At 60.7% G+C, this 24,586-nt stretch carries 24 protein-coding genes; 11 read left to right on the top strand and 13 right to left on the bottom strand.

Annotated features, from left to right (window positions below; all coding sequences use genetic code 11):
• Nucleotides 1–99: 99 nt before the first annotated feature.
• A complete protein-coding gene (gene polA / locus ACTJLA_RS00180; protein ID WP_294191114.1) occupies nt 100–2,895 on the bottom strand; it encodes a DNA polymerase I in 2,796 nt (931 codons plus the stop codon).
• 74 nt (nt 2,896–2,969) lie between these two features.
• On the opposite strand from polA, the gene ACTJLA_RS00185 reads away from it, so the two are divergent.
• Nucleotides 2,970–3,260 carry a DUF2782 domain-containing protein gene (locus tag ACTJLA_RS00185; RefSeq protein ID WP_016978788.1) on the top strand — a complete coding sequence of 97 codons (291 nt, stop codon included), beginning with the start codon at nt 2,970–2,972 and terminating at the stop codon, nt 3,258–3,260.
• A gap of 56 nt (nt 3,261–3,316) precedes the next feature.
• Complete coding sequence (locus ACTJLA_RS00190) at nt 3,317–4,270, top strand: homoserine kinase (protein WP_054920916.1); 954 nt, start codon at nt 3,317–3,319, stop codon at nt 4,268–4,270.
• Between the two features lie 107 nt (nt 4,271–4,377).
• On the opposite strand, the gene ACTJLA_RS00195 is transcribed toward ACTJLA_RS00190, so the two are convergent.
• Nucleotides 4,378–5,307, bottom strand: a complete 930-nt coding sequence (locus ACTJLA_RS00195; protein WP_314547591.1) for a zinc ABC transporter substrate-binding protein — start codon at nt 5,305–5,307, stop codon at nt 4,378–4,380.
• A 58-nt stretch (nt 5,308–5,365) separates the two neighbouring features.
• On the opposite strand from ACTJLA_RS00195, the gene zur reads away from it, so the two are divergent.
• The 4 genes from zur to ACTJLA_RS00215 are packed head-to-tail and all read left to right on the top strand — an operon-like array spanning nt 5,366 to nt 8,156.
• The gene (gene zur / locus ACTJLA_RS00200) at nt 5,366–5,848 is read left to right on the top strand and encodes a zinc uptake transcriptional repressor Zur (protein WP_014716336.1); all 483 of its coding nucleotides are present in this window, start codon (nt 5,366–5,368) and stop codon (nt 5,846–5,848) included.
• A complete protein-coding gene (gene znuC, locus ACTJLA_RS00205) occupies nt 5,848–6,618 on the top strand; it encodes a zinc ABC transporter ATP-binding protein ZnuC (RefSeq protein WP_003187361.1) in 771 nt (256 codons plus the stop codon). The genes zur and znuC overlap by 1 nt, the downstream gene beginning before the upstream one ends.
• Nucleotides 6,611–7,399: a zinc ABC transporter permease subunit ZnuB gene (gene znuB / locus ACTJLA_RS00210; RefSeq protein WP_034129232.1), complete on the top strand. Its 789-nt coding sequence runs from the start codon at nt 6,611–6,613 to the stop codon at nt 7,397–7,399. The genes znuC and znuB overlap by 8 nt, the downstream gene beginning before the upstream one ends.
• A gap of 37 nt (nt 7,400–7,436) precedes the next feature.
• Nucleotides 7,437–8,156 carry a PA5502 family lipoprotein gene (locus ACTJLA_RS00215; protein ID WP_440840602.1) on the top strand — a complete coding sequence of 240 codons (720 nt, stop codon included), beginning with the start codon at nt 7,437–7,439 and terminating at the stop codon, nt 8,154–8,156.
• A gap of 86 nt (nt 8,157–8,242) precedes the next feature.
• Here ACTJLA_RS00215 and katE read toward each other — a convergent pair whose 3' ends face one another.
• Entirely contained in the window at nt 8,243–10,384 is a 2,142-nt protein-coding gene (gene katE, locus ACTJLA_RS00220; protein WP_089041584.1) for a catalase HPII, read from the bottom strand.
• 265 nt (nt 10,385–10,649) lie between these two features.
• On the opposite strand from katE, the gene ACTJLA_RS00225 reads away from it, so the two are divergent.
• From ACTJLA_RS00225 to ACTJLA_RS00235, 3 genes are read left to right on the top strand one after another with little or no spacing between them, the layout of a single operon-like run.
• On the top strand, nt 10,650–11,657 hold the full coding sequence (locus ACTJLA_RS00225; RefSeq protein ID WP_034129230.1) for a methionine ABC transporter ATP-binding protein: 1,008 nt from the start codon (nt 10,650–10,652) through the stop codon (nt 11,655–11,657).
• On the top strand, nt 11,657–12,331 hold the full coding sequence (locus ACTJLA_RS00230) for a methionine ABC transporter permease (protein WP_003187354.1): 675 nt from the start codon (nt 11,657–11,659) through the stop codon (nt 12,329–12,331). The genes ACTJLA_RS00225 and ACTJLA_RS00230 overlap by 1 nt, the downstream gene beginning before the upstream one ends.
• Before the next feature lie 51 nt (nt 12,332–12,382).
• Nucleotides 12,383–13,153, top strand: coding sequence for a MetQ/NlpA family ABC transporter substrate-binding protein (locus tag ACTJLA_RS00235; RefSeq protein WP_314547283.1), 771 nt, complete (start codon nt 12,383–12,385; stop codon nt 13,151–13,153).
• 129 nt (nt 13,154–13,282) lie between these two features.
• Here the strand turns inward: ACTJLA_RS00235 and ACTJLA_RS00240 are convergent, their stop codons facing one another.
• The 5 genes from ACTJLA_RS00240 to ACTJLA_RS00260 are packed head-to-tail and all read right to left on the bottom strand — an operon-like array spanning nt 13,283 to nt 17,206.
• Entirely contained in the window at nt 13,283–13,918 is a 636-nt protein-coding gene (locus tag ACTJLA_RS00240) for an SCO family protein (protein WP_054897237.1), read from the bottom strand.
• Nucleotides 13,915–14,814, bottom strand: a complete 900-nt coding sequence (cyoE, locus tag ACTJLA_RS00245) for a heme o synthase (RefSeq protein WP_054920928.1) — start codon at nt 14,812–14,814, stop codon at nt 13,915–13,917. Before cyoE ends, ACTJLA_RS00240 begins: the two co-directional genes overlap by 4 nt.
• Nucleotides 14,802–15,881, bottom strand: coding sequence for a COX15/CtaA family protein (locus tag ACTJLA_RS00250; protein ID WP_054897239.1), 1,080 nt, complete (start codon nt 15,879–15,881; stop codon nt 14,802–14,804). The genes cyoE and ACTJLA_RS00250 overlap by 13 nt, the downstream gene beginning before the upstream one ends.
• A 10-nt stretch (nt 15,882–15,891) precedes the next feature.
• Nucleotides 15,892–16,476: a hypothetical protein gene (locus tag ACTJLA_RS00255; protein ID WP_089041583.1), complete on the bottom strand. Its 585-nt coding sequence runs from the start codon at nt 16,474–16,476 to the stop codon at nt 15,892–15,894.
• A complete protein-coding gene (locus tag ACTJLA_RS00260; RefSeq protein WP_089041582.1) occupies nt 16,442–17,206 on the bottom strand; it encodes an SURF1 family protein in 765 nt (254 codons plus the stop codon). Before ACTJLA_RS00260 ends, ACTJLA_RS00255 begins: the two co-directional genes overlap by 35 nt.
• A 31-nt stretch (nt 17,207–17,237) precedes the next feature.
• Here ACTJLA_RS00260 and ACTJLA_RS00265 point away from each other — a divergent pair, with 31 nt between their 5' ends.
• Nucleotides 17,238–17,441 (top strand): twin transmembrane helix small protein, encoded by a 204-nt coding sequence (locus ACTJLA_RS00265; protein ID WP_003187345.1) that lies wholly within the window; start codon nt 17,238–17,240, stop codon nt 17,439–17,441.
• Between the two features lie 6 nt (nt 17,442–17,447).
• Here the strand turns inward: ACTJLA_RS00265 and ACTJLA_RS00270 are convergent, their stop codons facing one another.
• The 4 genes from ACTJLA_RS00270 to coxB form a co-directional block, all read right to left on the bottom strand.
• Complete coding sequence (locus ACTJLA_RS00270; RefSeq protein WP_003187344.1) at nt 17,448–18,335, bottom strand: cytochrome c oxidase subunit 3; 888 nt, start codon at nt 18,333–18,335, stop codon at nt 17,448–17,450.
• A 35-nt stretch (nt 18,336–18,370) separates the two neighbouring features.
• Nucleotides 18,371–18,922 carry a cytochrome c oxidase assembly protein gene (locus tag ACTJLA_RS00275; RefSeq protein WP_054897242.1) on the bottom strand — a complete coding sequence of 184 codons (552 nt, stop codon included), beginning with the start codon at nt 18,920–18,922 and terminating at the stop codon, nt 18,371–18,373.
• A 135-nt stretch (nt 18,923–19,057) separates the two neighbouring features.
• The gene (ctaD, locus tag ACTJLA_RS00280; RefSeq protein ID WP_003187339.1) at nt 19,058–20,641 is read right to left on the bottom strand and encodes a cytochrome c oxidase subunit I; all 1,584 of its coding nucleotides are present in this window, start codon (nt 20,639–20,641) and stop codon (nt 19,058–19,060) included.
• Nucleotides 20,642–20,699: 58 nt separating this feature from the next.
• Nucleotides 20,700–21,827, bottom strand: coding sequence for a cytochrome c oxidase subunit II (gene coxB, locus ACTJLA_RS00285; protein ID WP_032894328.1), 1,128 nt, complete (start codon nt 21,825–21,827; stop codon nt 20,700–20,702).
• A gap of 369 nt (nt 21,828–22,196) precedes the next feature.
• Here coxB and ACTJLA_RS00290 point away from each other — a divergent pair, with 369 nt between their 5' ends.
• Entirely contained in the window at nt 22,197–22,844 is a 648-nt protein-coding gene (locus ACTJLA_RS00290) for a hypothetical protein (RefSeq protein ID WP_003187334.1), read from the top strand.
• Nucleotides 22,845–22,974: 130 nt separating this feature from the next.
• Here ACTJLA_RS00290 and ACTJLA_RS00295 read toward each other — a convergent pair whose 3' ends face one another.
• Nucleotides 22,975–24,516, bottom strand: a complete 1,542-nt coding sequence (locus tag ACTJLA_RS00295) for a SulP family inorganic anion transporter (RefSeq protein ID WP_089041581.1) — start codon at nt 24,514–24,516, stop codon at nt 22,975–22,977.
• Nucleotides 24,517–24,586 lie beyond the last annotated feature (70 nt).

Here is a 24,586-nt window from a genome sequence, read left to right on the forward strand (position 1 = left end):
TAAGTTCCGACAGGCTCAAAAAACTATTGGAAATAACTGACGACGGTTTCCGATCTAAACCGCTTCGCCACCACTGACGGTGATGGCAAAGCCGCGGAATCAGTGCGCCTCGTCCCAGTTATCGCCTACGCCTACGTCCACCACCAAAGGCACGTCCAACTGAGCCGCCGCGCTCATATGCTCGCGAATCTTCTCGCTGACCTGCGCGACCAGGTCTTCACGCACCTCCAGCACCAATTCGTCGTGCACTTGAAGGATGACCTTGGCATCCAGGCCCGACTCGGTCAGCCAGTTATCCACCTGCACCATGGCTTTCTTGATGATGTCCGCCGCCGTGCCCTGCATCGGCGCGTTGATCGCTGTGCGCTCGGCCGCCGCGCGCTCCTGGGGCTTGTTGGAGTTGATATCCGGCAAGTACAGGCGCCGCCCGAAGAAGGTTTCGACATACCCCTGATCCGCCGCCTGGGCGCGGGTTCGCTCCATATATTCGCGCACCCCTGGATAGCGAGCGAAGTACACATCGATGTAAGCCTTGGCGGTCTTGGTATCGACGCCGATGTCCTTGCCCAGCTTCTGGGCGCCCATGCCGTAAATCAGGCCAAAGTTGATCGCCTTGGCGCTGCGGCGCTGGTTGGACGTGACCTCATTCAACTCGACCTTGAACACTTCGGCCGCCGTGGCCGTGTGCACGTCCAGGTCATTGCGGAAGGCGTTCATCAGGCCTTCGTCCTTGGACAAATGCGCCATGATCCGCAGCTCGATCTGCGAATAGTCCGCCGCCAGCAGTTTGTAGCCCTTGGGCGCGACAAACGCCTGGCGAATGCGCCGCCCCTCGGCGGTGCGCACCGGGATGTTCTGCAGGTTCGGATCGCTGGAGGACAAGCGCCCGGTCGCCGCGACGGCCTGATGGTAAGACGTATGAATACGCCCGGTACGCGGGTTGATCTGTTCCGGCAGGCGGTCGGTATAGGTACTTTTGAGCTTGCTCATGCTGCGGTACTGCATCAATACCTTGGGCAACGGAAAATCATCTTCGGCCAGTTTGGCCAACACTTCCTCAGCGGTGGATGCCTGGCCCTTGCCGGTTTTTTTCAGCACCGGCATGCCGAGCTTCTCGTACAGGATCGCCCCGAGCTGCTTGGGCGAACCCAGGTTGAATTCTTCACCGGCGATCTCGTACGCCTGGCGCTCCAGCTCGACCATCTTGTTACCCAGCTCGATGCTCTGAATGCCGAGCAGGTCCTTGTCTACCAGTGCGCCCTGGCGCTCGATGCGTGCCAGCACCGGCACCAGCGGCATCTCGATGTCCGTCAGCACACTGGCCAGGCTCGGGATCGCCGCCAGTTGCGCGTACAAGTGCTGATGCAGGCGCAAGGTCACGTCGGCATCTTCGGCCGCGTAGGGGCCGGCTTGCTCAAGGGCGATCTGATCGAACGTGAGTTGCTTGGCCCCTTTGCCGGCGATGTCCTGGAAGCTGACCGTGTCGTGATCCAGGTACTTCTTCGCCAGACTGTCCATATCGTGCCGGGTCGCGGTGGAATTGAGCACGTAGGATTCGAGCATGGTGTCGAAGGCGATGCCGCGCACGGTAATGCCCTGGGCAGGGTCGCCGCCAATGGCGCAGTTGGCCAGGATGTTCATATCGAACTTGGCGTGCTGGCCCACCTTGAGTTTGGTCGGGTCTTCCAACAGCGGTTTCAGGGCCAGCAGCACGGTGTCGCGGTCCAACTGATCCGGCGCGCCGATATAGGAATGGGTCAGCGGGATGTAGGCGGCTTCATGGGGCTGCACAGCAAACGAGACCCCGACCAATTGCGCCTGCTGGGCGTCGATGCCGGTGGTTTCGGTGTCGAAAGCAAACAACGGCGCATCGTGGAGTTTTTTCAGCCACACGTCGAAGGTAGCCTGGTCCAGAATGGTGGTGTAAACCGCCTCTACCGGTACCGATATAACAGCCTCGACCGGCATTTCGGCGGCCGGCGCAACCTCGCTCGCCGATTTGAGCTCGACACGCTTGGCATCGCGCTGAATCTCGTCGTGCCAGCTCTTGAACTCAAGCAGCGTGTACAGCTCCAGCAGCTTTTCGCGATCCGGTTCGATCAGGTGCAAATCATCCAACCCGATATCCAGCGGCACATCGATCTTGATCGTCGCCAACTGATAGGACAGGAATGCCATCTCCTTGTGCTCCTCCAGCTTGGCCGGCAGGGTCTTGGCCCCACGGATAGGCAGGGTCGGCACAATATCCAGCTGCTCATAAAGCTCTTTGAGGCCGCCATTGACTCCCACCAGCAAGCCGGAGGCGGTCTTGGGGCCAATGCCCGGAACGCCGGGAATGTTGTCGGACGAGTCACCCATCAACGCCAGATAGTCGATGATCTGCTCCGGAGCGACGCCGAATTTCTCCTTAACGCCCTCGATGTCCATCGAGCTACCGGTCATGGTGTTGACCAAGGTAATGTGGCCGTCCACCAGCTGCGCCATGTCTTTGTCACCGGTCGAGATCACCACCGGGCGGCTGGCGGCCGCGCTGCTGCGAGCCAGGGTGCCGATCACGTCATCGGCCTCGACGCCCTCGACGCACAGCAACGGGAAGCCAAGAGCGATCACGCTTTGATGCAGCGGCTCGATCTGCAGGCGCATGTCATCAGGCATGCTCGGGCGGTTGGCTTTGTATTCGGCGTACATCTCATCGCGAAACGTCCCACCCTTGGCGTCGAAAACCACCGCAAATGGGCTGTCCGGGTACTGCTTGCGCAGGCTTTTGAGCATGTTCAACACGCCCTTCACCGCACCGGTGGGCAGGCCTTTGGAGGTGGTCAGCGGTGGCAGCGCGTGGAAGGCGCGATACAGATAAGAAGAACCGTCCACCAGGACGAGGGGCGCTTGGCTCATGAGCAGGATCAACCTTTTCGGCGGGTCAGGCGCTAGAATAGCCGGACCAATGAAAACAAAGGGACAAGGTTATCATGCGTACATTCAATCGCCTGCTGTTGACCGGTTTGATTGCACTCGCTCCGATGGCTGCCATGGCGGCAGACAGTGCCCCTGGAGGTGATCCGGAAGTTACCATTCGCACGGAAGGCGACAAAACTATTCAGGAATACCGCCAAAACGGCTTTCTGTACGCAATCAAAGTCACCCCGAAGGGCGCACCACCGTACTTTCTGGTACGTGCGGACGGCACCGACGCGAACTTCATCCGCTCTGACCAGCCGGATATGCTGATCCCGTCATGGAAGATCTTCGAATGGAAATGATTTCTTAATTTTAACCGGCGCTGCCCACCGCAGCGCCCGTAACGGCAGTTTTAACCATGTCTGTGTTCACCCCCCTGGCTCGGCCTGAGCTGGAAACCTTTCTCGCCCCTTATGGGCTCGGCCGCCTGCTTGATTTCCAGGGGATTGCCGCCGGCAGCGAAAACACCAATTTCTTTATCAGCCTGGAGCAGGGCGAGTTCGTCCTGACCCTGGTTGAGCGTGGCCCGGTGGCAGAAATGCCGTTCTTCATCGAACTGCTCGACGTGCTCCATGACGCCGACCTGCCTGTGCCGTACGCCCTGCGTACCACCGACGGCATCGCTTTGCGCGAACTCAAGGGCAAACCGGCCTTGCTGCAACCGCGCCTGGCGGGCAAGCACATCAAGGAGGCCAATGCACAGCATTGCACCCAGGTTGGCGAACTGCTCGGCCACCTGCACTTGGCCACCCAAGGCGAAAAGGTACTTGAACGCAAGACCGACCGCGGCCTGGATTGGATGCTCTGCGAGGGCGCGCAACTCATTTCGCACCTGAACGAGGCCCAGCAACGCCTGTTGCGCGATGCGCTGGCCGAGATCGACGCCCACAAGGCCGACATCCTCGGCCTGCCGCGGGCGAATGTGCACGCCGATCTGTTTCGCGATAACGCGATGTTTGAAGGCACGCACCTGACAGGCCTGATCGACTTCTACAACGCCTGTTCGGGGCCGATGCTCTACGACGTGGCAATCGCCTTGAATGATTGGTGCTCGGATGCCGATGGCGTGATTGACGGTCACCGTGCCCGGGCGCTGCTGGGCGCTTACGCGGGGCTACGGGCGTTTACCGCGAAGGAAGCCGAGCTATGGCCGACCATGCTGCGCGTGGCGTGCGTACGGTTCTGGCTGTCCCGGCTGATCGCGGCCGAATCATTTGCAGGGCAGGATGTGTTGATTCATGACCCGGCTGAGTTCGAGCACCGCTTGGCGCAGCGTCAACAGGTCACGGTCCACCTGCCGTTCGCACTTTAAAAGACCGATTCGGTCAATGTGGGAGCTGGCTTGCCTGCAATAGCAGTATCGACTGACACTGCGCTATCGCGGGCAAGCCCACTCCCACAGGGGTTTTGTGTTGCGTGTTAGAGCGACTCCAGGCAACCGGCCAGGTCATTGCCAAGCTTTTCCAGTACCTGCTCATAACCCTGCGCGGTAGCTGGCGTATAGCCACCCAATGCATCCAATTCCGCCAACTTCACCGGCAACCCGGCCACCAGGGTTTCGGCCAAGCGAGGTCGCAACGGCGGCTCGCTGAACACGCAAGTCTTGCCCACTTCCTGCAAACGAGCGCGCATCGCCGCTACGTGCTGCGCGCCCGGCTGCACTTCGGCGGCCACGCTGAACACGCCAGCATGCTTCAAACCGTACGCCTCTTCGAAGTAATCAAAGGCTTCGTGGAACACGAAATAAGGTTTGCCATCAACGCCCGCCAAACGCTGCTTCAGGCGCGCATCCAGCGCGTTCAGGCGTTCTTCGAAGGCCTTCGCATTGCTCTGATAACGCTCGGCATTGGCTGGGTCGGCAGCGCTCAGATCGGCCGCCATCCGAGCGGCGATCACACGTGCATTGACCGTGGACAGCCACAGGTGCGCATCCACACTGCCTGGGCGGTGATCGTGATCATGTTCGTCGGCTTCATCGGCATGAGAGTGGCTATCTTCGCCGAAGACGCGCAGTTTCATGCCTGGTAGGTCTTGCACGGCCACCGTTGCCGCTGTACGGCTTTTAAGCACACGCGGCAAAAACGTTTCCATGTCTGGCCCAATCCAGTACAGCAGGTCGACCGACTGCACGCGCCGTACGTCGGATGGGCGCAAAGCAAAGTTATGCGGCGACGCCCCCGGCGGCAGCAATACCTCTGGAACAGCCACGCCGTCCTGCACGGCAGCGGCAATCAGTTGCAAGGGCTTGATGCTCGTCAGCACCTTGACCTCGGCCTGAGCGGCACCGGCAACGAACAAACTGGTGACAAATACGACAAAAACGGGAAAAAGTCGGGACACGATGACCACTCGATGGCGTAGGAACGGGTAACATAATAACGTCTCTATCAAATATCTGTCGCCGCTCATGCCTAAAACACCGCTTGCCAGCCGTCCCCACGACCACTCTCACTGCGTGCACACCGCATTGTCAGAGGCCGACACCCTGTGCGCAAAGAAAGGCTTGCGCCTGACTGCCTTGCGTCGCCGGGTGCTGGAGCTGGTGTGGCAGAGCCACAAGCCTTTGGGCGCGTACGACATTCTCGGCGTCCTCAGCGAGCAGGACGGCCGCCGCGCCGCGCCGCCCACCGTTTACCGTGCGTTGGATTTCCTGCTGGAAAACGGCCTGGTGCACCGTATCGCCTCGCTTAACGCCTTTGTCGGTTGCAACCACCCGGAGCACGCGCATCAGGGCCAGTTCCTGATCTGCCGCGAGTGCCACGCCGCCATTGAGCTTGAACAAAAAAGCATCAGCGACGCCATTATCAAAAGCTCTGCCGACGTCGGCTTCAAGGTCGAAGGGCAAACGGTCGAAGTGGTCGGCCTGTGCGCAGGCTGCCAGGGGGTTTGATGAGCAATGCGTTAATCCGCCTGGAGCAGGTCGGGGTCACGTTCGCCGGGCAAAACGTGCTGGAGAACATCGCACTGAGCGTGGAACCGGGGCAAATCGTCACCCTGATCGGCCCCAACGGCGCTGGCAAGACCACCTTGGTGCGCGCCGTGCTCGGGCTGCTCAAGCCCCACAGCGGCACGGTTTGGCGCAAGCCCAAGCTGCGCGTGGGTTATATGCCGCAAAAGCTGCACGTGGACCCGACATTGCCGCTCTCCGTATTGCGCTTCCTGCGCCTGGTGCCTGGCGTAGACCGCGCCCGCGCCCAGGCCGCGCTTAAGGAAGTCGGCGCCGAACACGTCATCGACAACCCGGTGCAAAGCATCTCCGGTGGCGAAATGCAGCGCGTGCTGCTGGCCCGCGCCTTGCTGCGCGAGCCCGAGTTGCTGGTACTCGATGAGCCCGTGCAAGGCGTCGATGTCGCCGGCCAGGCCGAGCTGTACAGCCTGATCACCCGCCTGCGCGACCGCCATGGTTGCGGCGTACTGATGGTCTCCCACGACTTGCACCTGGTCATGAGCACCACCGACCAAGTGGTCTGCCTCAACCGCCACGTGTGCTGCTCCGGCCACCCGGAACAGGTCAGTGGCGACCCGGCGTTCGTGGAGCTGTTCGGCAAGAACGCCCAGAGCCTGGCAATCTACCATCACCACCATGACCACGCCCATGACCTGCATGGCGCCGTCGTCGATACCCCCCACGTTCATGGAGATAGCTGCAAGCATGGCTGATTTTCTGCTCTACGCCCTGCTGGCAGGCTTGGCTTTGGCACTGGTGGCGGGCCCATTGGGCTCGTTCGTGGTCTGGCGACGCATGGCCTATTTCGGCGACACCTTGTCCCATGCCGCCTTGCTGGGCGTGGCCATGGGCTTTCTGCTGGATGTAAGCCCGGCCATCGCCGTGACCGTCGGCTGCCTGCTGCTGGCCGTGCTGCTGGTGACCCTGCAGCAACGCCAGCCACTGGCCTCCGACACCCTGCTGGGCATCCTCGCACCCAGCACCTTGTCCCTGGGCCTGGTGGTGCTGAGCTTCATGCATGAAGTGCGCATCGACCTGATGGCCTACCTGTTCGGTGACCTGCTGGCGATCAGCCCGACCGACCTGGCCTGGATCCTCGGCGGCAGCGCTGCGGTGCTGGTGTTGCTGGTGGCCCTGTGGCGCCCGTTGCTGGCGATCACCGTGCATGAAGAACTGGCCAAGGTAGAAGGCTTGCCCGTCGCAGGCCTGCGTATGGCCTTGATGTTGCTCATCGCCGTGGTGATTGCTGTCGCGATGAAGATTGTCGGCGTATTGTTGATCACGTCGCTGCTGATCATTCCAGCCGCCGCTGCCCAGCGCCACGCTCGCTCTCCGGAGCAGATGGCAATTGGCGCCAGCCTCCTGGGGATGCTTGCAGTGTGTGGTGGCCTGGCGCTGTCCTGGTTCAAGGACACACCGGCCGGGCCGTCGATTGTGGTTACGGCGGCCGCCCTGTTTCTGCTGAGTTTTGTCCTGCCCCGTCGAGGGGTGTAGACTTGCTCGCTTTTTGCGCAAATAGAGAGTCGCAGGAATGAAGCCGTTCACCTCCCGTTATCTGCTCCTTGCCGCATTTTCACTGCTGCTGGGCGCCTGCCAAAGTACGCCGCCCGCTGCCCCCCAGGCTCCGGATCCGCGGGCTGCGGCCATCGCGCAGCTGGAACAAAACCTGGCCAGCAGCGAATTGGCCACCGCCGAAGACCAACTGGCCGCATTGCAGGCCCAATCGCCCAACGACCCGGCACTTGAGGCCTACCAGCGTCAATTGGCCGAAGCCTACCTGCAGCGCAGCCAGATCGTGCTGCAAAAAGGCGACGTCAACGCGGCCGCCACGGCCCTGAGCCGCGCCCGCGCCCTGATGCCCAAGGCGCCTGCGCTTACCGGTGGCGTCAACAGCGCCATCAGCCATGCGCGCAAAGCCGAATTGGACCAGGCAGAGGCCGCCTTGAAAGCCGCTGAAGCCAAGCCTGCCGCCAAGGTCATCGACCCGGCAGCGCCGAGCACCACCGTGGCGCTGAACCTCGCGGATGTCGAAGACATGCGCCATCAGTTGGATGCCATCGCCACCGGTGTGGTGAATTACCAGTGCGACGTCAGCATTCAGGTGCCACGCACCCAGGATTACCCGTGGCTGGCCACGTTACTGACCAAGCGGGTCAAGCGGATTGATTCGGGGTATGACCTGAAGATTCACCGGCAGATCCTGAAACATATTCCGGCGCAGGTTGTGCTGATTCCGCGCAAGACGGACTAAAAGCATCGCAGGCAAGCCAGCTCGCACATTTGAACAGTGTGGGAGCTGGCTTGCCTGCGATGACGATCTAACAAACAACCGATAACTTAAGCCGGAATCGCCTTGGATTTCGGCTCACGCGCCCACACTCGATGCTGGGCAATCGCCGCAAAAAACGCTTTGAACGCCTTGGCATCCGCGCCCACGATCAACCCCGCATCCGCCTCCAGTTTCAGCAGGTCCAGCAACGGCTTCACATCGCTGGCTACCGCAATCGCCTTCAGGTGTTTGTAGGCTTCCAGTACGTAATGCAACGCCACGCCATCACCGCTCAGCGCCTTTACGGACTCTTTGCCACCCGGGATAAACACTGCGTCGAAGGCAATGGACGGCATGCCTTCCATCGAGGCGTCGACCGGCAGCGTCTTGCCCTGCGCGGTGGTCACCGGCGCCGAAGTAGGCCCCAGCAACTTGGCATGGGCGCCTTCAGCTTCAAGCGCGGCTTTTAACGCGTCAATGGCCGCACCATCAACGCCGTTGGCTGCCAGAATCGCCACTTTGCGCGTTTTGATATCGCCCGACAGCAAGTTCACCTGGCTCAAGGCTGGCGATTCTTTCAACGACGTTTCACGGGCAGGCACGGTGCCCTTGGTCGGCGCCGGCAAGCCCAGGTTCTGCGCAACGCGCTTGGCCAGCTCCAGGTCGATATTGGCCAGGATCTCGTTGACCTGGCGCGCACGGATGAACTCGCGCTCCACCTTGCCCAGCTCAAAACTGTAGGCCGCGATAATGTGCTCTTTCTCGTGGTGGCTCATGCTGTTGTAGAACAGCGTCGCCTGGGAGAAATGGTCACCGAAGGATTCGCTGCGCTCACGCACTTTGTTGGCATCGACGCGCTCGTAGTAGGACTCAAAGCCACCATCGGTAGGACCAGCAGGGGTTTCTTTCGGCCAACCACCATCAATAGAGTTTGGCTCGTAGGACGCACGACCCTTATCAATCACGGTGCGATGCTGAGCGTCGCGCTGGCCGTTATGGAAAGGCACGACAGGCCGGTTGATTGGAATCTCATGAAAGTTCGGCCCGCCCAGTCGGCTGATCTGGGTATCGGTGTAGGAAAACAGACGGCCCTGCAGCAATGGGTCGTTGGTGAAGTCGATGCCCGGCACGATGTGGCCCGGGCAGAACGCAACCTGCTCGACTTCAGCGAAGAAGTTGTCCGGGTTACGGTTGAGCACCATTTTGCCCAGCGGCGTGATCGGTACCAGTTCTTCTGGAATGATCTTGGTCGGGTCGAGCAAGTCGAAATCAAACTTGTGCTCGTCTTCTTCGGCCACGATCTGTACGCCCAGCTCCCACTCGGGGTAATCGCCGCTTTCAATCGCTTCCCACAGGTCACGACGGTGGTAGTCCGTATCTTTACCGGCCAGCTTTTGCGCCTCATCCCATACCAGCGAGCAGGTGCCGACTTTTGGACGCCAGTGGAACTTCACGAAGCTGGACTTACCTTCGGTATTGATCAAACGGAAGGTGTGTACCCCAAAGCCCTGCATGGCGCGCAGGCTTTTTGGAATGGCGCGGTCGGACATGGCCCAGATCACCATGTGCGCGGATTCCGGTTGCAGCGAAACAAAGTCCCAGAACGTATCGTGGGCCGAACCGCCGGTAGGAATCTCGTTATGAGGCTCGGGTTTCACCGCGTGGACGAAGTCAGGAAATTTGATCGCATCCTGGATGAAGAACACCGGCATGTTGTTGCCCACCAGGTCGAAGTTGCCTTCGTCGGTGAAGAACTTCACGGCAAAACCGCGCACGTCACGCACGGTGTCGCCGGAACCACGCGGGCCCTGCACCGTGGAAAAACGTGCGAACACCGGGGTTTTATGCTCAGGCGTGCGCAGGAAACCTGCCTTGGTCAGCGCCGAATGGTCGCCGTAACTCTGGAAATAGCCATGGGCCCCCGTACCACGGGCATGCACGATGCGCTCGGGGATACGCTCATGGTCAAAGTGCGTGATCTTTTCACGCATGATGAAGTCTTCCAGCAGCGAAGGGCCGCGGGCGCCGACTTTCAGGCTGTTTTGGTTGTCGGAAATCTTCACGCCCTGGTTGGTGCGCAGGGCCTGGCCGGTCGCGTCGGAACGGAATTCTTCCAACGCCTGCAGCTTGGCGTTGGTGTTGCCACGGTCCAGGGTATCAGTGCCCGCGAGTTCACTCTTCGGCGGGGTGGCTGGCTTCTTGGTACTCATCAGTCAAAACTCCTTATTCAAAGTGGCCAGAGCGGTCCCCGGCTCGTTTGAGCAAAACCCCAGGCACGGCACCTGGGAAATCGAGTTGCTTAAGTAGTGACTGACTTGGTTTTGCACCGTTCCTTTTTTATGACCTTTGATCGCGTTATTGCCAAATGACTGGATGAATACGAAATAAATGCTAAGAAACGCTATACGGACAGGCTAAAATGCGCGCCCGGCTAACCGCTGATCCCTTTTCAATGCGCCCCACAAGGTTCGCTACGTGATCGAGTTTCAAAACGTCCATAAAACCTACCGCGTCGCCGGTAAGGATATCCCCGCCCTGCACCCCACCAGCCTGCGCGTCGAGAACGGCCAGGTGTTTGGCCTGATTGGCCATTCGGGTGCCGGTAAAAGCACCCTGTTGCGCCTGATCAACCGTCTGGAAGAGCCCAGTGGCGGCCAGATCAAGGTGGATGGCGAAGAAGTCACTGCGCTGGACGCCAACGGCCTGCGGCGCTTTCGCCAGCAGGTCGGGATGATCTTCCAGCACTTCAACTTGCTGGCGTCCAAGACCGTGGCCGACAACGTCGCGCTGCCGCTGACGCTCGCCGGTGAACTGTCGCGCAAGGAAATCGACCAGCGTGTGGCTGAGCTGCTCGCCCGCGTCGGCTTGTCGGACCACGCCAAGAAGTACCCGGCGCAGTTGTCCGGCGGCCAGAAACAGCGCGTCGGCATCGCCCGAGCCCTGGCGACCAAGCCAAAAATCCTGCTTTGTGACGAAGCCACCAGCGCCCTCGACCCGCAAACCACGGCGTCGGTCCTGCAACTGCTGGCCGAGATCAACCGCGAGTTGAACCTGACCATCGTGTTGATCACCCATGAAATGGACGTGATCCGCCGCGTATGCGACCAGGTCGCCGTCATGGACGCCGGGGTAATCGTCGAGCAAGGCTCGGTGGCCGACGTGTTCCTGCACCCCAAGCACCCGACCACCAAGCGCTTCGTACAAGAAGCCGAACAGGTGGACGAAGGCGAGCAGCGCGACGACTTTGCCCATGTGCCAGGCCGTATCGTGCGCCTGACGTTCCAAGGGGACGCGACCTACGCGCCACTGCTGGGTACCGTCGCACGGGAAACCGGTGTGGACTACAGCATTCTTGCCGGTCGTATCGACCGCATCAAAGACATCCCTTACGGGCAACTGACCCTCGCCGTCACCGGCGGTGACATGGAAGCCGCGTTCGCACGCTTCACCGCCGCCGACGTTCACATGGAGGTCCTGCGCTGATGGACGTTTTCCTGAGTTTCTTCGCCAATATCGACTGGTCTGAAATCTGGCTCGCCACCGGCGACACCATGACCATGCTGTTCGGCTCGCTGTTCTTCACCGTGCTACTGGGGCTGCCCCTGGGCGTGCTGTTGTTCCTGACCAGCCCGCGCCAGCTATTCGAACAAAAAGGCCTGTACGCGCTGTTGTCGCTGATCGTGAATATCTTGCGCTCGCTGCCGTTCATCATCCTGTTGATCGTGATGATTCCGTTCACGGTACTGATCACCGGCACGTCGCTGGGTGTCGCCGGCGCGATCCCACCACTGGTCGTCGGTGCCACGCCATTCTTTGCTCGCCTGGTGGAAACCGCCCTGCGCGAAGTGGACCGTGGCATCATCGAAGCCACCCAGGCCATGGGCGCCACCACCCGCCAGATCATCACCAATGCCCTATTGCCCGAGGCCCGCCCTGGCATCTTCGCGGCGATTACGGTGACGGCGATTACACTGGTTTCCTACACCGCGATGGCTGGTGTGGTCGGTGCTGGCGGCCTGGGCGACCTGGCAATCCGTTTTGGCTACCAGCGTTTCCAGACCGATGTGATGGTGGTCACTGTGGTGATGCTGTTGATTCTGGTGCAAATTCTGCAAACCGTCGGCGACCGGCTGGTGGTGCACTTTTCTCGTAAATAACGGCCATTGCCGGCACATAGCCGGCAGATGCCCGAACAAGGAGCTTGCTGGATGAAAAAACTACTGGTTGCTTTCGCCGCCGTGGCTGCGTTTTCCGCCCACGCCGAGACCATTACGGTCGCTGCTTCGCCGGTGCCTCACGCCGAGATCCTCGAATTCGTGAAGCCTGCCCTGGCCAAAGAAGGCGTGGATCTGAAGGTCAAAGTCTTCACCGACTACGTGCAGCCGAACGTACAGGTGGCTGAAAAGCGCCTGGATGCCAACTTCTTCCAGCACCAGCCGTACCTGGATGAATTCAACAAGGCCAAAGGCACTCACTTGGTGAGCGTCGGCGCTGTGCACCTCGAACCTCTGGGCGCTTACTCCAGCAAGTACAAAAAACTGGCCGACCTGCCTGACGGCGCCAACGTGGTGATCCCGAACGACGCCACCAACGGCGGCCGTGCGCTGTTGCTGCTGGCCAAGAACAGCCTGATCACCCTGAAGGACCCGACCAACATCCTGTCGACCATCAAGGACATCACCGGCAACGATAAAAACCTGAAATTCCGCGAACTGGAAGCCGCCACCCTGCCGCGCGTGCTGACCCAGGTCGACCTGGCGCTGATCAACACCAACTACGCCCTGGAAGCCAAGCTGGACCCATCCAAGGATGCCCTGGTGATCGAAGGCAGCGATTCGCCTTACGTGAACATCCTGGTGACCCGCGAAGACAACAAGGATGCGGACGCGGTGAAGAAGCTGGTCGCAGCTCTGCACACGCCTGAAGTGAAGAAATTCATCGAAGAGAAGTACAAAGGCGCGATCAAACCGGCGTTCTGATTTCTCCTGATCTGATCGTTCCCACGCTCCGCGTGGGAACGCCTCTCGTGACGCTCTGCGTCACGCTTGGGGACGCAGAGCATCCCTAACTGCATTCCCACGCAGAGCGTGGGAACGATCATCAGGTGCTCACTTGCGCTGTAGCAACCCCGGCAACTGCGCCACCAGTTTCTGGTTGTTCAACGGCGCACGAATAAACCCACGCTGAGTACCATCCGGGCCGATCAGTGCCAGGTTACCGCTGTGGTCGACTGTATAGTTCGGCTTGCTGGTATCCGCCGGAATGAAGGGAATGCTCACCGCATTCGAGACCTTCTGCACATCCTCCACGTTAGCGCCAGTCAGGCCTTGGAACTGTGGGTCGAAGTAACCCAGGTACTGCTTGAGCTGCGCCGGGGTATCGCGGTGTGGATCGACGCTGACCAGGATCACCTGCAACTTGTCCACAGCCTCTTTGGGCAGCTCACTCTTGATCTGGCGAAGCTGGGCGAGGGTGGTCGGGCAGATATCCGGGCAGAAGGTGTAACCGAAAAACAGCAGGCTCCACTTGCCCTTCAACTCATTGACCACCACCGGCTGGCCTTCCTGGTCGGTCATGGTCACCGTTGGCAACTGGCGGCTTTGCGGGAGCAGAATGATGCCGGCGTCGATCAGCGCAGTGGGATCGCCCTGGCCTTTGCCCGAGAGCACTTTGTTGACGGTCAGGCCCATGATCAACGCCACCAGGGCCACAAGGATGAAGACGGTTTTTTGAGTTCGAGTCATAGGTTCAACAATAAGTAGTGGTCTACGAGCAGGGCGATAAACAGCAGCAGCAAGTACCAGATAGAGTACTTGAACGTGTTGATCGCCGCGTGCGGCTGGCTGCCACGGTACAACACCCAGGCCCATTGCAGAAAGCGCGCACCCAATACCAGCGCACAGCCCAGGTAGAGCAGCCCGCTCATGTGGATAACGTAGGGCATCAGGCTCACCGCCAGCAGGGCGAAGGTGTACAGCAGGATATGCACCTTGGTGTAGTGTTCGCCATGGGTGACCGGCAGCATCGGGATGTCGGCCTTGGCGTATTCCTCTTTGCGGTGAATGGCCAGGGCCCAGAAATGTGGCGGAGTCCAGGCGAAGATGATCAGCACCAGCAGCAAGGGTTCGGCACTCACATGCCCAGTAACAGCCACCCAACCCAACAGCGGCGGCGCCGCACCGGCCAGACCGCCGATGACGATATTCTGCGGCGTTGCTCGCTTGAGAAAGCCGGTATAGATCACCGCATAACCCAGCAGCGAAGCCAAGGTCAGCCAGGCCGCCAGCGGGTTGGTGTACGCGAGCAGCAGGGCTAATCCTGCAATAGCCAGGAACAACGCAAACGCTAACGCCGCCATCGGCGAGACACGCCCCTCAGCCATCGGCCGCTTGTGAGTGCGCGCCATCACGGCATCAATCCGTCGATCGACCACATGGTTCACCGCCGCCGCGCCGCCGGCACACAGGGCAATGCCGAGGTTGCCGAACACCAGCACTGTCCAGGGCACCCCGGCGCGGGTGGCAAGGAACATGCCCACCAGCGAAGTAATCAGCATCAGCACCACTACTTTGGGCTTGGTCAGCTCCAAATAGTCACGCCAGATCGCCCGGTCGCGACGTGCGCCGATCACGGTCGCCATGGCAGCTCTCCTTTAAGGGTGATAAGGCCCGACACCTGTTTGCGCGGGATAAAACGCCAGCCGAACAGGCGCGGGTGACGCACCCGAACCAGGCTGGTGCGCGCGTGATAATTGACCAGCACCAGCGTCAACAACAACGCTGCCCCGCCGGCGTTGTGTGCGACCGCCACCGGCAGGGGCAAGCCGAACGCCACATTGCTCACCCCCAGGCAGATCTGCGCAGCCAGGGCGATCAACAGCAGGCCGGCCAGGCGCGTCATCCCTACTGCTCGCAGTTGCCAGGCCAAACCGAGCAGCACGAGCGTGACCAGCACGGCGCCGATGCGATGCGTCAGGTGGATAGCAGTGCGCGCCTCGCTGTCGAGCTGCCCGCCCAGGTAATTGGGGCCGATGTGCTGGGTCAGGTGAAAACCATTGGCGAAGTCTGCCGTCGGCCACCATTGGCCATGACAGGTGGGCAAATCGATACAGGCCACCGCTGCGTAGTTGGAACTGACCCAGCCGCCCAGGGCGATCTGCCCGATCACCAGCACCAGGCCCGCCGTCGCCCAATATTGCAGGCGCTTGGGCACGACCAGCGCCGGTAGTACGCCGGACAGCCGCAGGGTCAGCAGAAACAGGAGGCTCAAGGTCGCAAAGCCGCCCAAAAGGTGCCCTGTGACCACTTGCGGCCAGAGCTTCAAGGTCACGGTCCACATGCCAAACGCCGCTTGGGCGAACACCACCGCCAGTAGGAACAGCGGCAGCTTCACGGGCTGGCCCGGATCACGTCGATGACGCCACGAACGCGCCGCCAGCAGCGCGATCAACAGGCCCAGGCTGCCCGCGAAGTAGCGATGGGTCATCTCGGCCCAGCCTTTGTCGGCCTCCACCGGCGTGTCGGGAAAGTGCAACTCGGCATGGGCCAGTTGGGCTTCGCTTTGCGGCACGCTGATAAAGCCATAGCAGCCCGGCCAGTCCGGACAGCCGAGGCCGGCGTGGGTCAGGCGGGTATAGGCACCGAGCAGCACGACAAACAACGCCAGTAACGTGGCAAACAGCGCGAGGCGAAATCCAGGCTTGGCCATGAGGGTGCCCTTATCCGATGTTCGACAGTTTCAGCAGCAAGCGCAGATCGTTGAGCAAGTCCTTGCCCTTGACCTTGGCGTCGTAGCGCAGCACCAAATTGCCGTGGGGGTCGACGATCCACAGTTGCGCATCGCCGGGCGCGGCAGCGTTCCTGGTAAAGGACGACACATCCAGCGGGTAGCGCTGCAGCTGTGGATATTCGGCTTTGAGCTTGGCCTCGTATTCGCCGCTCAACGGTTGCGCACCCGCCAGGGCATGGCTGGCACGGGATGCATCACGGCCAAGGCTGATCTGCAGCTGGCGCGCCAGGTAGACCAGTTGCTGGCAATTGGCAGCACAGGCGGTGGGGGCGGTGACCAGCAGTTGCCAGCGCTGTTCATCGGCCTGCACGCCGATGTCGGCGCGGGTCTGGCCGTTGCCAATCAGTTCGCCGTGATAGCTGCGGCTGTCCGGCACCCAGAACTGCAATTTGTACATGAAGGTGGCCAGCACCATCGGGCCGATCACCATCATCAGGATCAAAATCAGCTGCCAGCGCCCCTTGCGCCGATCAGGCGTGTCAGATGTGCTGGGTGAATTCATGGCCGCTCCCATGGGGCTTCTCCTTTTTGTTATGCCATCCGAGGTAGAGGTAAAGCGCCAGCAACGCCATGGCCATGGCGAACCATTGCACAGCGTAGGCCAGGTGTTTTTCCGGGCCCATGGCGACGACGGGCCAGGTGGTTTCGTAGGTACCGGGGCCCGCTTCGGCGCGCAGTTCATAGTCAAAACCGCTGCGCCCCAGTTCGTCCCACAGGGCGGCGGGGTGCAGTGCGGTAAGCAGGCGCGGCCATTGCGTGCTGGCCGGGTCGGCATGCAGTTGGAAGGTCTCGCCTGGGGCGACGTACACCCAGGCGTCGAGGTTCAGCGTCTGTTCAGGAGTAGTAAAGGCGGGCGCGATACGCCGGTCCGGCCAGGGCAGCCAGCCGCGATTGAGCAACAGCCACAGGCCGCTGGCCTGGTCATGAAAGGGTTGCAGCAACTCGACACCGGCCTTGCCGTCACGCATGCGGTTATCCAGCAATACGCTGTGTGCACCATCCAGTTGCCCGCGAAGGTGAACGCGACGGAAGGCTGGATCAGCCATGTCATTGAGCTGAGCACTGCTGACCGGCTCGGCGGCGCGGCGCTCGGCATAACGGTCTACCAACAGTTGCTTTTCGTGCCCGCGGGACAATTGCCAAAACCCCAGGCCCACCATCAACGGCAGCAACACCAGTACCACCAGCGTCGGCGCGATGCCCGGACGAAAGCGTTGCATGGCACTGGCTATACTCGATCTCATCGCCCCTCCCCAATTAGCCCGGAGCCAGACCATGCTCAAAGCCGCCATTGCCCTGATGCTGATCGCGACCGTCGTGAGCCTGTTCAGTGGCTTGTTCTTCCTGGTCAAGGACGAGGGCAACTCCAACCGCCTCGTCACTGCCTTGACCGTGCGTGTCACCCTGGCCGTGATCACCGTGGGCTTGATCGCCTGGGGCTTTTTCAGCGGCCAATTGGTCTCTCATGCGCCGTGGTAAGCGGCGTCAGAGCACATAGACAAAGAAAAACAGCCCGATCCACACCACGTCCACAAAGTGCCAATACCAACTGGCCGCCTCGAAACCGAACTGGTGCTCGGCATTGAAATGCCCGCGCAGGATGCGCATCAGCATCACAAACAGAATGATGGTGCCGATGGTCACGTGGGCGCCGTGAAAGCCCGTGAGCATGAAGAACGTCGCGCCGTACACGCCTGAACCCAGGGTTAGGCCCAACTCTTTGTAGGCGTGGATGTATTCCTCGGCCTGGAATCCAAGAAACGCCAAGCCCAGCAGCACGGTGATCGCCAGCCAGAGTTTCAGTGCGCCACGATGGCCTTTGCGCAGGGCATGGTGGGCAATGGTGATGGTCACGCTGGAACTCACCAGCAGGATGGTATTGACCAATGGTAGGCCCCAGGGGCTGATGGTGCCTTTGGGCGCAGGGTAGAGCTTGGGGTCGGGGTTGTTCAGCAGGGGCCAGGCAAACTCGAAGTTCGGCCACAGCATGTGCGCAATGCCCTTGGGCCCCTCGCCCGCCAACCAAGGCCCAGCCCAGACGCGCACGTAGAACAGCGCACCAAAAAAGGCGATGAAGAACATCACCTCCGAAAAGATGAACCAGGTCATGCCCCAGCGGAACGAGCGGTCCATCTGGGCGCTGTACAGCCCAGCACGACTTTCCTTGATCACCGCGCCAAACCAGCCAAACAGCATGTAGGCCAGCAGCAAACCGCCGACGAAAAAGATCCACGGCCCGTGGGATTCAGGGCGCGCGGCCTTCAAGTCGTTGAACCACACGGCCAGGCCATACACGGTGACCAGAAGGCCAATCGTGGCAATTATTGGCCATTTGCTTTGCGCTGGTACGTAGTACGTATCATGAGTCGACATGTATTCGCTCTCCTGATTGAGGGGGCAAACAGTAGCTAGCCCCCGGTCCTGACGGCCACGGGCGGCTGGCGCGCAGTGATATCGAACAGCGTGTACGCCAGGGTCAAATGCTTCACATCCGTGGGCATCGCTCGGTCGACGATGAAACGTACGGGCATCTCAATGCGCTCACCGGGCTGCAACACTTGCTGGGTGAAGCAAAAGCATTCGGTCTTGTGGAAGTACATCGCCGCTTCGGCCGGGGAAATACTGGGTATCGCCTGGGCGGTCATCGGCTTATCAGTGGGGTTGTAGGCCACGAACAGCATCTCGTTGACTGCTCCGGGGTTGACCACAATCTCATCGGCCTTGGAGTGAAATTCCCAGACCATGTCGATGGCGTTGGTGGACAGAAACTGCACCCGCACTTGGCGCGAGGGGTCAACCATTTGCTCACCCTCGTACTGCCCGGCGGTCTTGCCGTTGATGCCGAACGCCTTGCACATCACGTCGTAGATCGGCACGAGGGCGAAGCCGAAGGCGAACATTGCCAGCACCAGGATCAGCAGGCGGGTGACCAGGCGCTTGAGCGGTACGGACTCAGCCATGGCGCCCACCTGGCTTTGGACTTTCTGTGGGAGCTGGCTTGCCTGCGATGAGGGCCTGAGGGCTGGTAGATTCAGTGCCTGACCTACCGCCATCGCGGGCAAGCCCGCTCCCACAGGGGGAGTATAGGGAGGGCTTCATTTGACCTCCGGCGGCGTGGTGAAGGTGTGATACGGCGCCGGCGAGGGCACGCTCCACTCCAGGCCTTCGGCGCCATCCCACGGTTTGGCCGGCGCAGGCGGGCCGCCACGGATGCACTTGATGACAATGAACAGGAAGAAGATCTGCGTGGCGCCGAACATGAAGGCACCAATGGACGAGACCATATTGAAGTCAGCGAACTGCAGGTTGTAGTCCGGCACTCGGCGCGGCATACCGGCCAGCCCCACAAAGTGCATGGGGAAGAACGCCATGTTCATGCCCACGAAAGACAACCAGAAGTGCAGCTTGCCCAAGGTTTCGTCGTACATGTGGCCGGTCCATTTAGGCAGCCAGTAGTAGGCCGAAGCGAAGATCCCGAAGATCGCGCCGGGCACCAGTACGTAATGGAAATGCGCCACCACAAAGTAGGTGTCGTGGTACTGGAAGTCCGCCGGGGCAATCGCCAGCATCAGCCCGGAGAAGCCGCCGATGGTGAACAGGATCACAAAGGCCACCGCAAACAACATCGGCGTCTCGAACGTCAGTGAGCCTTGCCACATGGTGCTGACCCAGTTGAACACCTTCACGCCCGTAGGCACGGCGATCAGCAAGGTGGCGTACATGAAGAACAGCTCACCCACCAGCGGAATGCCCACCACAAACATGTGGTGCGCCCACACGATGAACGACAGGAACGCGATGCTCGCGGTGGCGTAGACCATCGAGGTGTAGCCGAACAGCGGCTTGCGCGAGAAGGTGGGGATGATCGAGCTGACCGCGCCAAAGGCCGGCAGGATCATGATGTACACCTCGGGATGCCCGAAGAACCAGAACACATGCTGGAACAGCACGGGATCGCCACCACCGGCCGCGCTGAAGAAGCTGGTGCCGAAGTGGATATCCATCAGCATCATGGTCACGCAGCCCGCCAGTACCGGCATCACCGCGATCAGCAGGAACGCGGTGATCAGCCAGGTCCACACGAACAGCGGCATTTTCATCAGGGTCATGCCCGGCGCACGCAGGTTAAGGATGGTGGCGACCACGTTGATCGCGCCCATGATCGAACTGATGCCCATCAGGTGGATGGCAAAGATAAAGAACGTCACGCTTTCCGGGGCATAGGTGGTCGAGAGCGGGGCGTAGAAGGTCCAACCGAAATTCGGCCCGCCGCCGGGCGTGAACAAGGTGGACACCAGCAGCAGGAACGCCGCCGGCAGCAGCCAGAAGCTGAAATTGTTCATGCGCGGCAGGGCCATGTCCGGCGCGCCGATCATCAACGGGATCATCCAATTGGCCAGGCCGACAAACGCCGGCATCACCGCGCCGAATACCATGATCAGGCCGTGCATGGTGGTCATCTGGTTGAAGAACGCCGGCTGCACGATCTGCAGGCCCGGCTGGAACAACTCGGCGCGGATCACCATGGCGAACGAGCCGCCGAGCAGGAACATGGTGAAGGCGAACCACAGGTACATGGTGCCGATGTCTTTGTGGTTGGTGGTCAGCACCCAGCGCATCAGGCCCTTGGCGGGGCCGTGTGCGTGGTCGGCATGACCATGGTCGATCACGGTGCTCATGGCCGTTCTCCTGCAAGCGAGTGAGCGGGACGATTCAGGGCATTGGCAATGAAAGTCGTCATTTGCTTTCCGCCTGTTTCAGAGCCAGCACGTCTTTGGGCGTGACCATGTCGCCTTTGTTATTGCCCCAGGCGTTACGCTCATAGGTCACCACAGCGGCGATATCCACTTCCGAGAGCTGCTTGCCGAAAGCTGCCATCGCGGTGCCGGGCTTGCCGTGATACACGATGCTCAGATGGTCTTTGGCCGGCCCGGTGGCGATTTTCGAACCCTTGAGCGCCGGGAACATCGGTGGCAAGCCTTGGCCCTCAGCCTGGTGACAGGCCACGCAAGTGGTGTGATAGACCTTGTCGCCACGCGCCACCAGTTCGTCCAGCGTCCACTCCTTGGAGGTCAACTCCTTGAGCTTGGCGGCCTCCTCCTTGCGCTCGCCCAGCCAGGTGTCGTAGTCGGCCTTGGACTTGACCTCCACCACGATGGGCATGAAGCCATGGTCCTTGCCACACAGTTCGGCGCACTGACCACGGTAGATGCCGGGCTTCTCGACGCGGGTCCAGGCTTCGTTGACGAAGCCAGGGATAGCATCGCGCTTGACCGCAAAGGCCGGCACCCACCAGGAGTGGATCACATCGGCGGCGGTCACCAGAAAGCGCACCTTGGCGCCCACCGGCAATACCAGCGGCTGGTCGACTTCCAACAGGTAGTGCTCGCCCTTGGTGGCCTGGTTATGGATCTGCTCGGCGGGTGTGGCCAGGTTGCTGAAGAACTCCACATCCTGGCCCAGGTATTTGTAGTGCCACTTCCACTGATAGCCGGTGACCTGGATATCGATATCCGACTCACTGCTGTCGTAGATGTTGATCAGGGTCTTGGTGGCCGGAATGGCCATGGCCACCAGGATCAGCAAGGGCACCACGGTCCAGAGGATTTCCACGGTGGTACTTTCGTGGAACTTCGCCGCTACCTGGCCCGTAGACCGGCGGTGCAGGATCATCGACCAGAACATCGCGCCAAACACGACGATGCCGATCACCACACAGATCCAGAAAATGGTCATGTGCAGGTCAAACACAGCGTGGCTGACTTCAGTAGCCCCTGGCGCCATATTCGTAGTCCAGGCGGCGTGCGCCTGGCCGAATACCGACCACAACAGGAGGCCCATCCAAACGTGTGGATGTCGCGTCATTGCGGGTTCCCCTTTATGTTTCTTGTTATCCCGCCGGTTTGCACCTGCGGCGAAGGGAGCGGCTTCCATACTGCTTACAACCGCCAAGCCTTGCCTGCGTCATGCAGTTGGGCGTCATCAGCTAATTGCGTACAAAACCGAGTATAGACAGCCGTAGCAACCCCGCAATGTGTGGGGGCAAATCAATAGAAACAGACAGACGGAGCCCGTAAAATGGGCAGCGGAATCGTTTATCCGACGAACGATGGCATTTCGATATAACCCCTGCCTATAACCATGAAATAATTATGACAAATGCGTCTTAGGCGCTCGTATAAACGAACTACCTTATCTTCTCCCTTTTCCTACGCCTGCTTCACTGGAGCCCTCATGAACACCGCCGCATTGCGCGAGCAGATTTCCCGTGCCCATCAACACGAAGCCAGCACCGGCCAGCTCGTCAGCCAGCTGAAAAAACAAGTGCCGCACCTGCATTCGTCCATCGCCCTGGCTGACGGTGATCGCAACATGGTCATGACCCGTTTTGTGACCGCTTACATCGATCTGGTTCCTGATTTGCTCGACGCCGCCAATGACGTGGCCCGTGAGGCCGGGATTGAAAGCCAGATCAAACCGGTACTGAAAATCGCTGAACATTTTTTCCTGCAGCCACCAGCGATTCTGGCCGGACACGACGGCCTTGATGGCCTGCTGGATGAGGCCTACCTGGCGCATCGCCTGGTCGAAGAAGTGAACGATCTGTATATCAAGCATTTTGGCCAGCCGCTGATTCCAGCGGATACCACCGTGGCCAACGTGATCGCCCATCAACTGATCGGTGAAGACTTCGCCAACCAATTGGATGAAGCCGTGCACCTGGCGGTGGATGAGATGCTTAACGAGGAAAGCTTTGCGCTGGAATCGGTCGAGGCCTATCGCGAACAGCTCAAGAGCCCGCAGACCGAAGCGTCCTGGAAGCGCTGGCCATGCCTGTCGCGCCAGCTTGGGGTTGAGCTGTCGCTGGATCAACCTGCGTAAATCGTCCGGCTTACAAAGATCAACTGTGGGAGCCGGGCTTGCCCGCGATTGGCGGAGTATCAGCCAACAGATTAGTTGACTGAACCAGCGCCATCGCGGGCAAGCCCGGCTCCCACAGTTTTTTGAGAGGTCAGGCAGGCGCTGAGCCGATCCCCACTGTCGTTCTCACCCGACCTTCCAGCCGACGCTTCAAACCGCGAGCCTCGATCACCAACGTCGAGCCCTTGGCCGCATTGGCCCGGCCCCATTCTTCCAGCAACTCCAGGCAAGAGTGGTCGATGTAACTCAAGTTGCTCAACGGCACATTCAGGGTGGTCCCCGCAGGTACCGCCGACAACACCTGAGTCAACGCCGGCACCTTCAGAAAGGTTGCCGCCCCCGTCAAACGCAGCTCCATCTCACCTTCCTGGGGCAGGTCGATCAGGCTGACTTTCAGGCGCGACGCCTTGAACGCCAGCTTCACCAATGTAAGCCCAAACCCCACCAGCACACCGGTCAGCAAATCGGTGAAGATGATTGCCAGTGCCGTGGCCGCATAGGTGAACATCGGCATCCGCCCATAGCGGCCTAGCGCCTTGAACGCCTTGATGTCTACCAACTTGATGCCGGTGTACACCAGCACACCCGCCAGGCTCGCGACCGGAATGCTCTGCAGCACGCTCGACAGCAAGAGCACGAAACCCAGCAGCCATAGGCCATGGAACATCGCCGACAGACGCGTGGTTGCCCCGGCCTGGACGTTAGCCGAGCTGCGCACGATCACGCCGGTCATGGGCAAAGCGCCAACCAGACCGCAGAGCATGTTGCCCACCCCTTGGGCCGACAATTCCTTATCGAAATCCGAACGTTGACCACTGTGCATGCGGTCCACCGCTGCGGCAGACAGCAGGGTTTCGGCACTGGCAATAAACGCCACGGCGAATGCCGCGATCAGCAACTGTGGATCCGCCAGGTTCAGCAAGTCGCTGGGGCGCAGCCAGTCGATAGCGTCCGCCAGGTTTTCCGGGACTTCCACGCGCTTGACCTGCAACGCCAGCACCAGGCTGGCAACAGTCGCCAGGCCCACGCCAAGCAACGCGCCAGGTACAAACCGCAGTTGTTGCGGGCGGAATTTGTCCCACAGGTACATCACCAACATCGTCGACAAACCAAGTACGCCAGCCTGCCAGCCGAGCCCGCCGCCGAAGGTAGGAATTGCTGCAGCCAGCGCTGCCGGGAAGCCGGCCAGGTTATCCAGCCCTGAAGGCTTGGGCGCGCCGTCGAGCATCACATGAACCTGCGACAGCACGATCAACACGCCAATCCCGGCCAACATGCCGTAGACCACCGCCGGCGCGGTGACGCGAAACCAGCAGCCCAGGCGCAAACGCCCGGCAACCAATTGCAGGAAGCCGGCCAGCAACAGGATCGGCCCCAGCATCAGCATGCCGTGCTGGCGCACCAACTCGAACACCAGCACCGCCAGACCCGCCGCCGGGCCGCTGACCTGCAGCGGCGAGCCGGCCAACCAGCCCACCACCAGGCCGCCGATGATGCCAGTGATCAGGCCCTTGGCCGGCGGCATGCCGGACGCAATCGCGATGCCCATGCACAGTGGCAAGGCGACCAGAAAAACAACCACCGAGGCGAGCAGCTCCCGTGGCAATACAGCTTTCAATTGAGCAGCACGCATGATGACTCTCCCGAGGCATTCGCCGGGCGCGGTAAAGCCTGGCTGCATCCATGGCAGCCACCGCATTACC

The organism is Pseudomonas sp. 22072 (genome assembly GCF_052046095.1).
Lineage (GTDB): Bacteria > Pseudomonadota > Gammaproteobacteria > Pseudomonadales > Pseudomonadaceae > Aquipseudomonas > Aquipseudomonas paracarnis.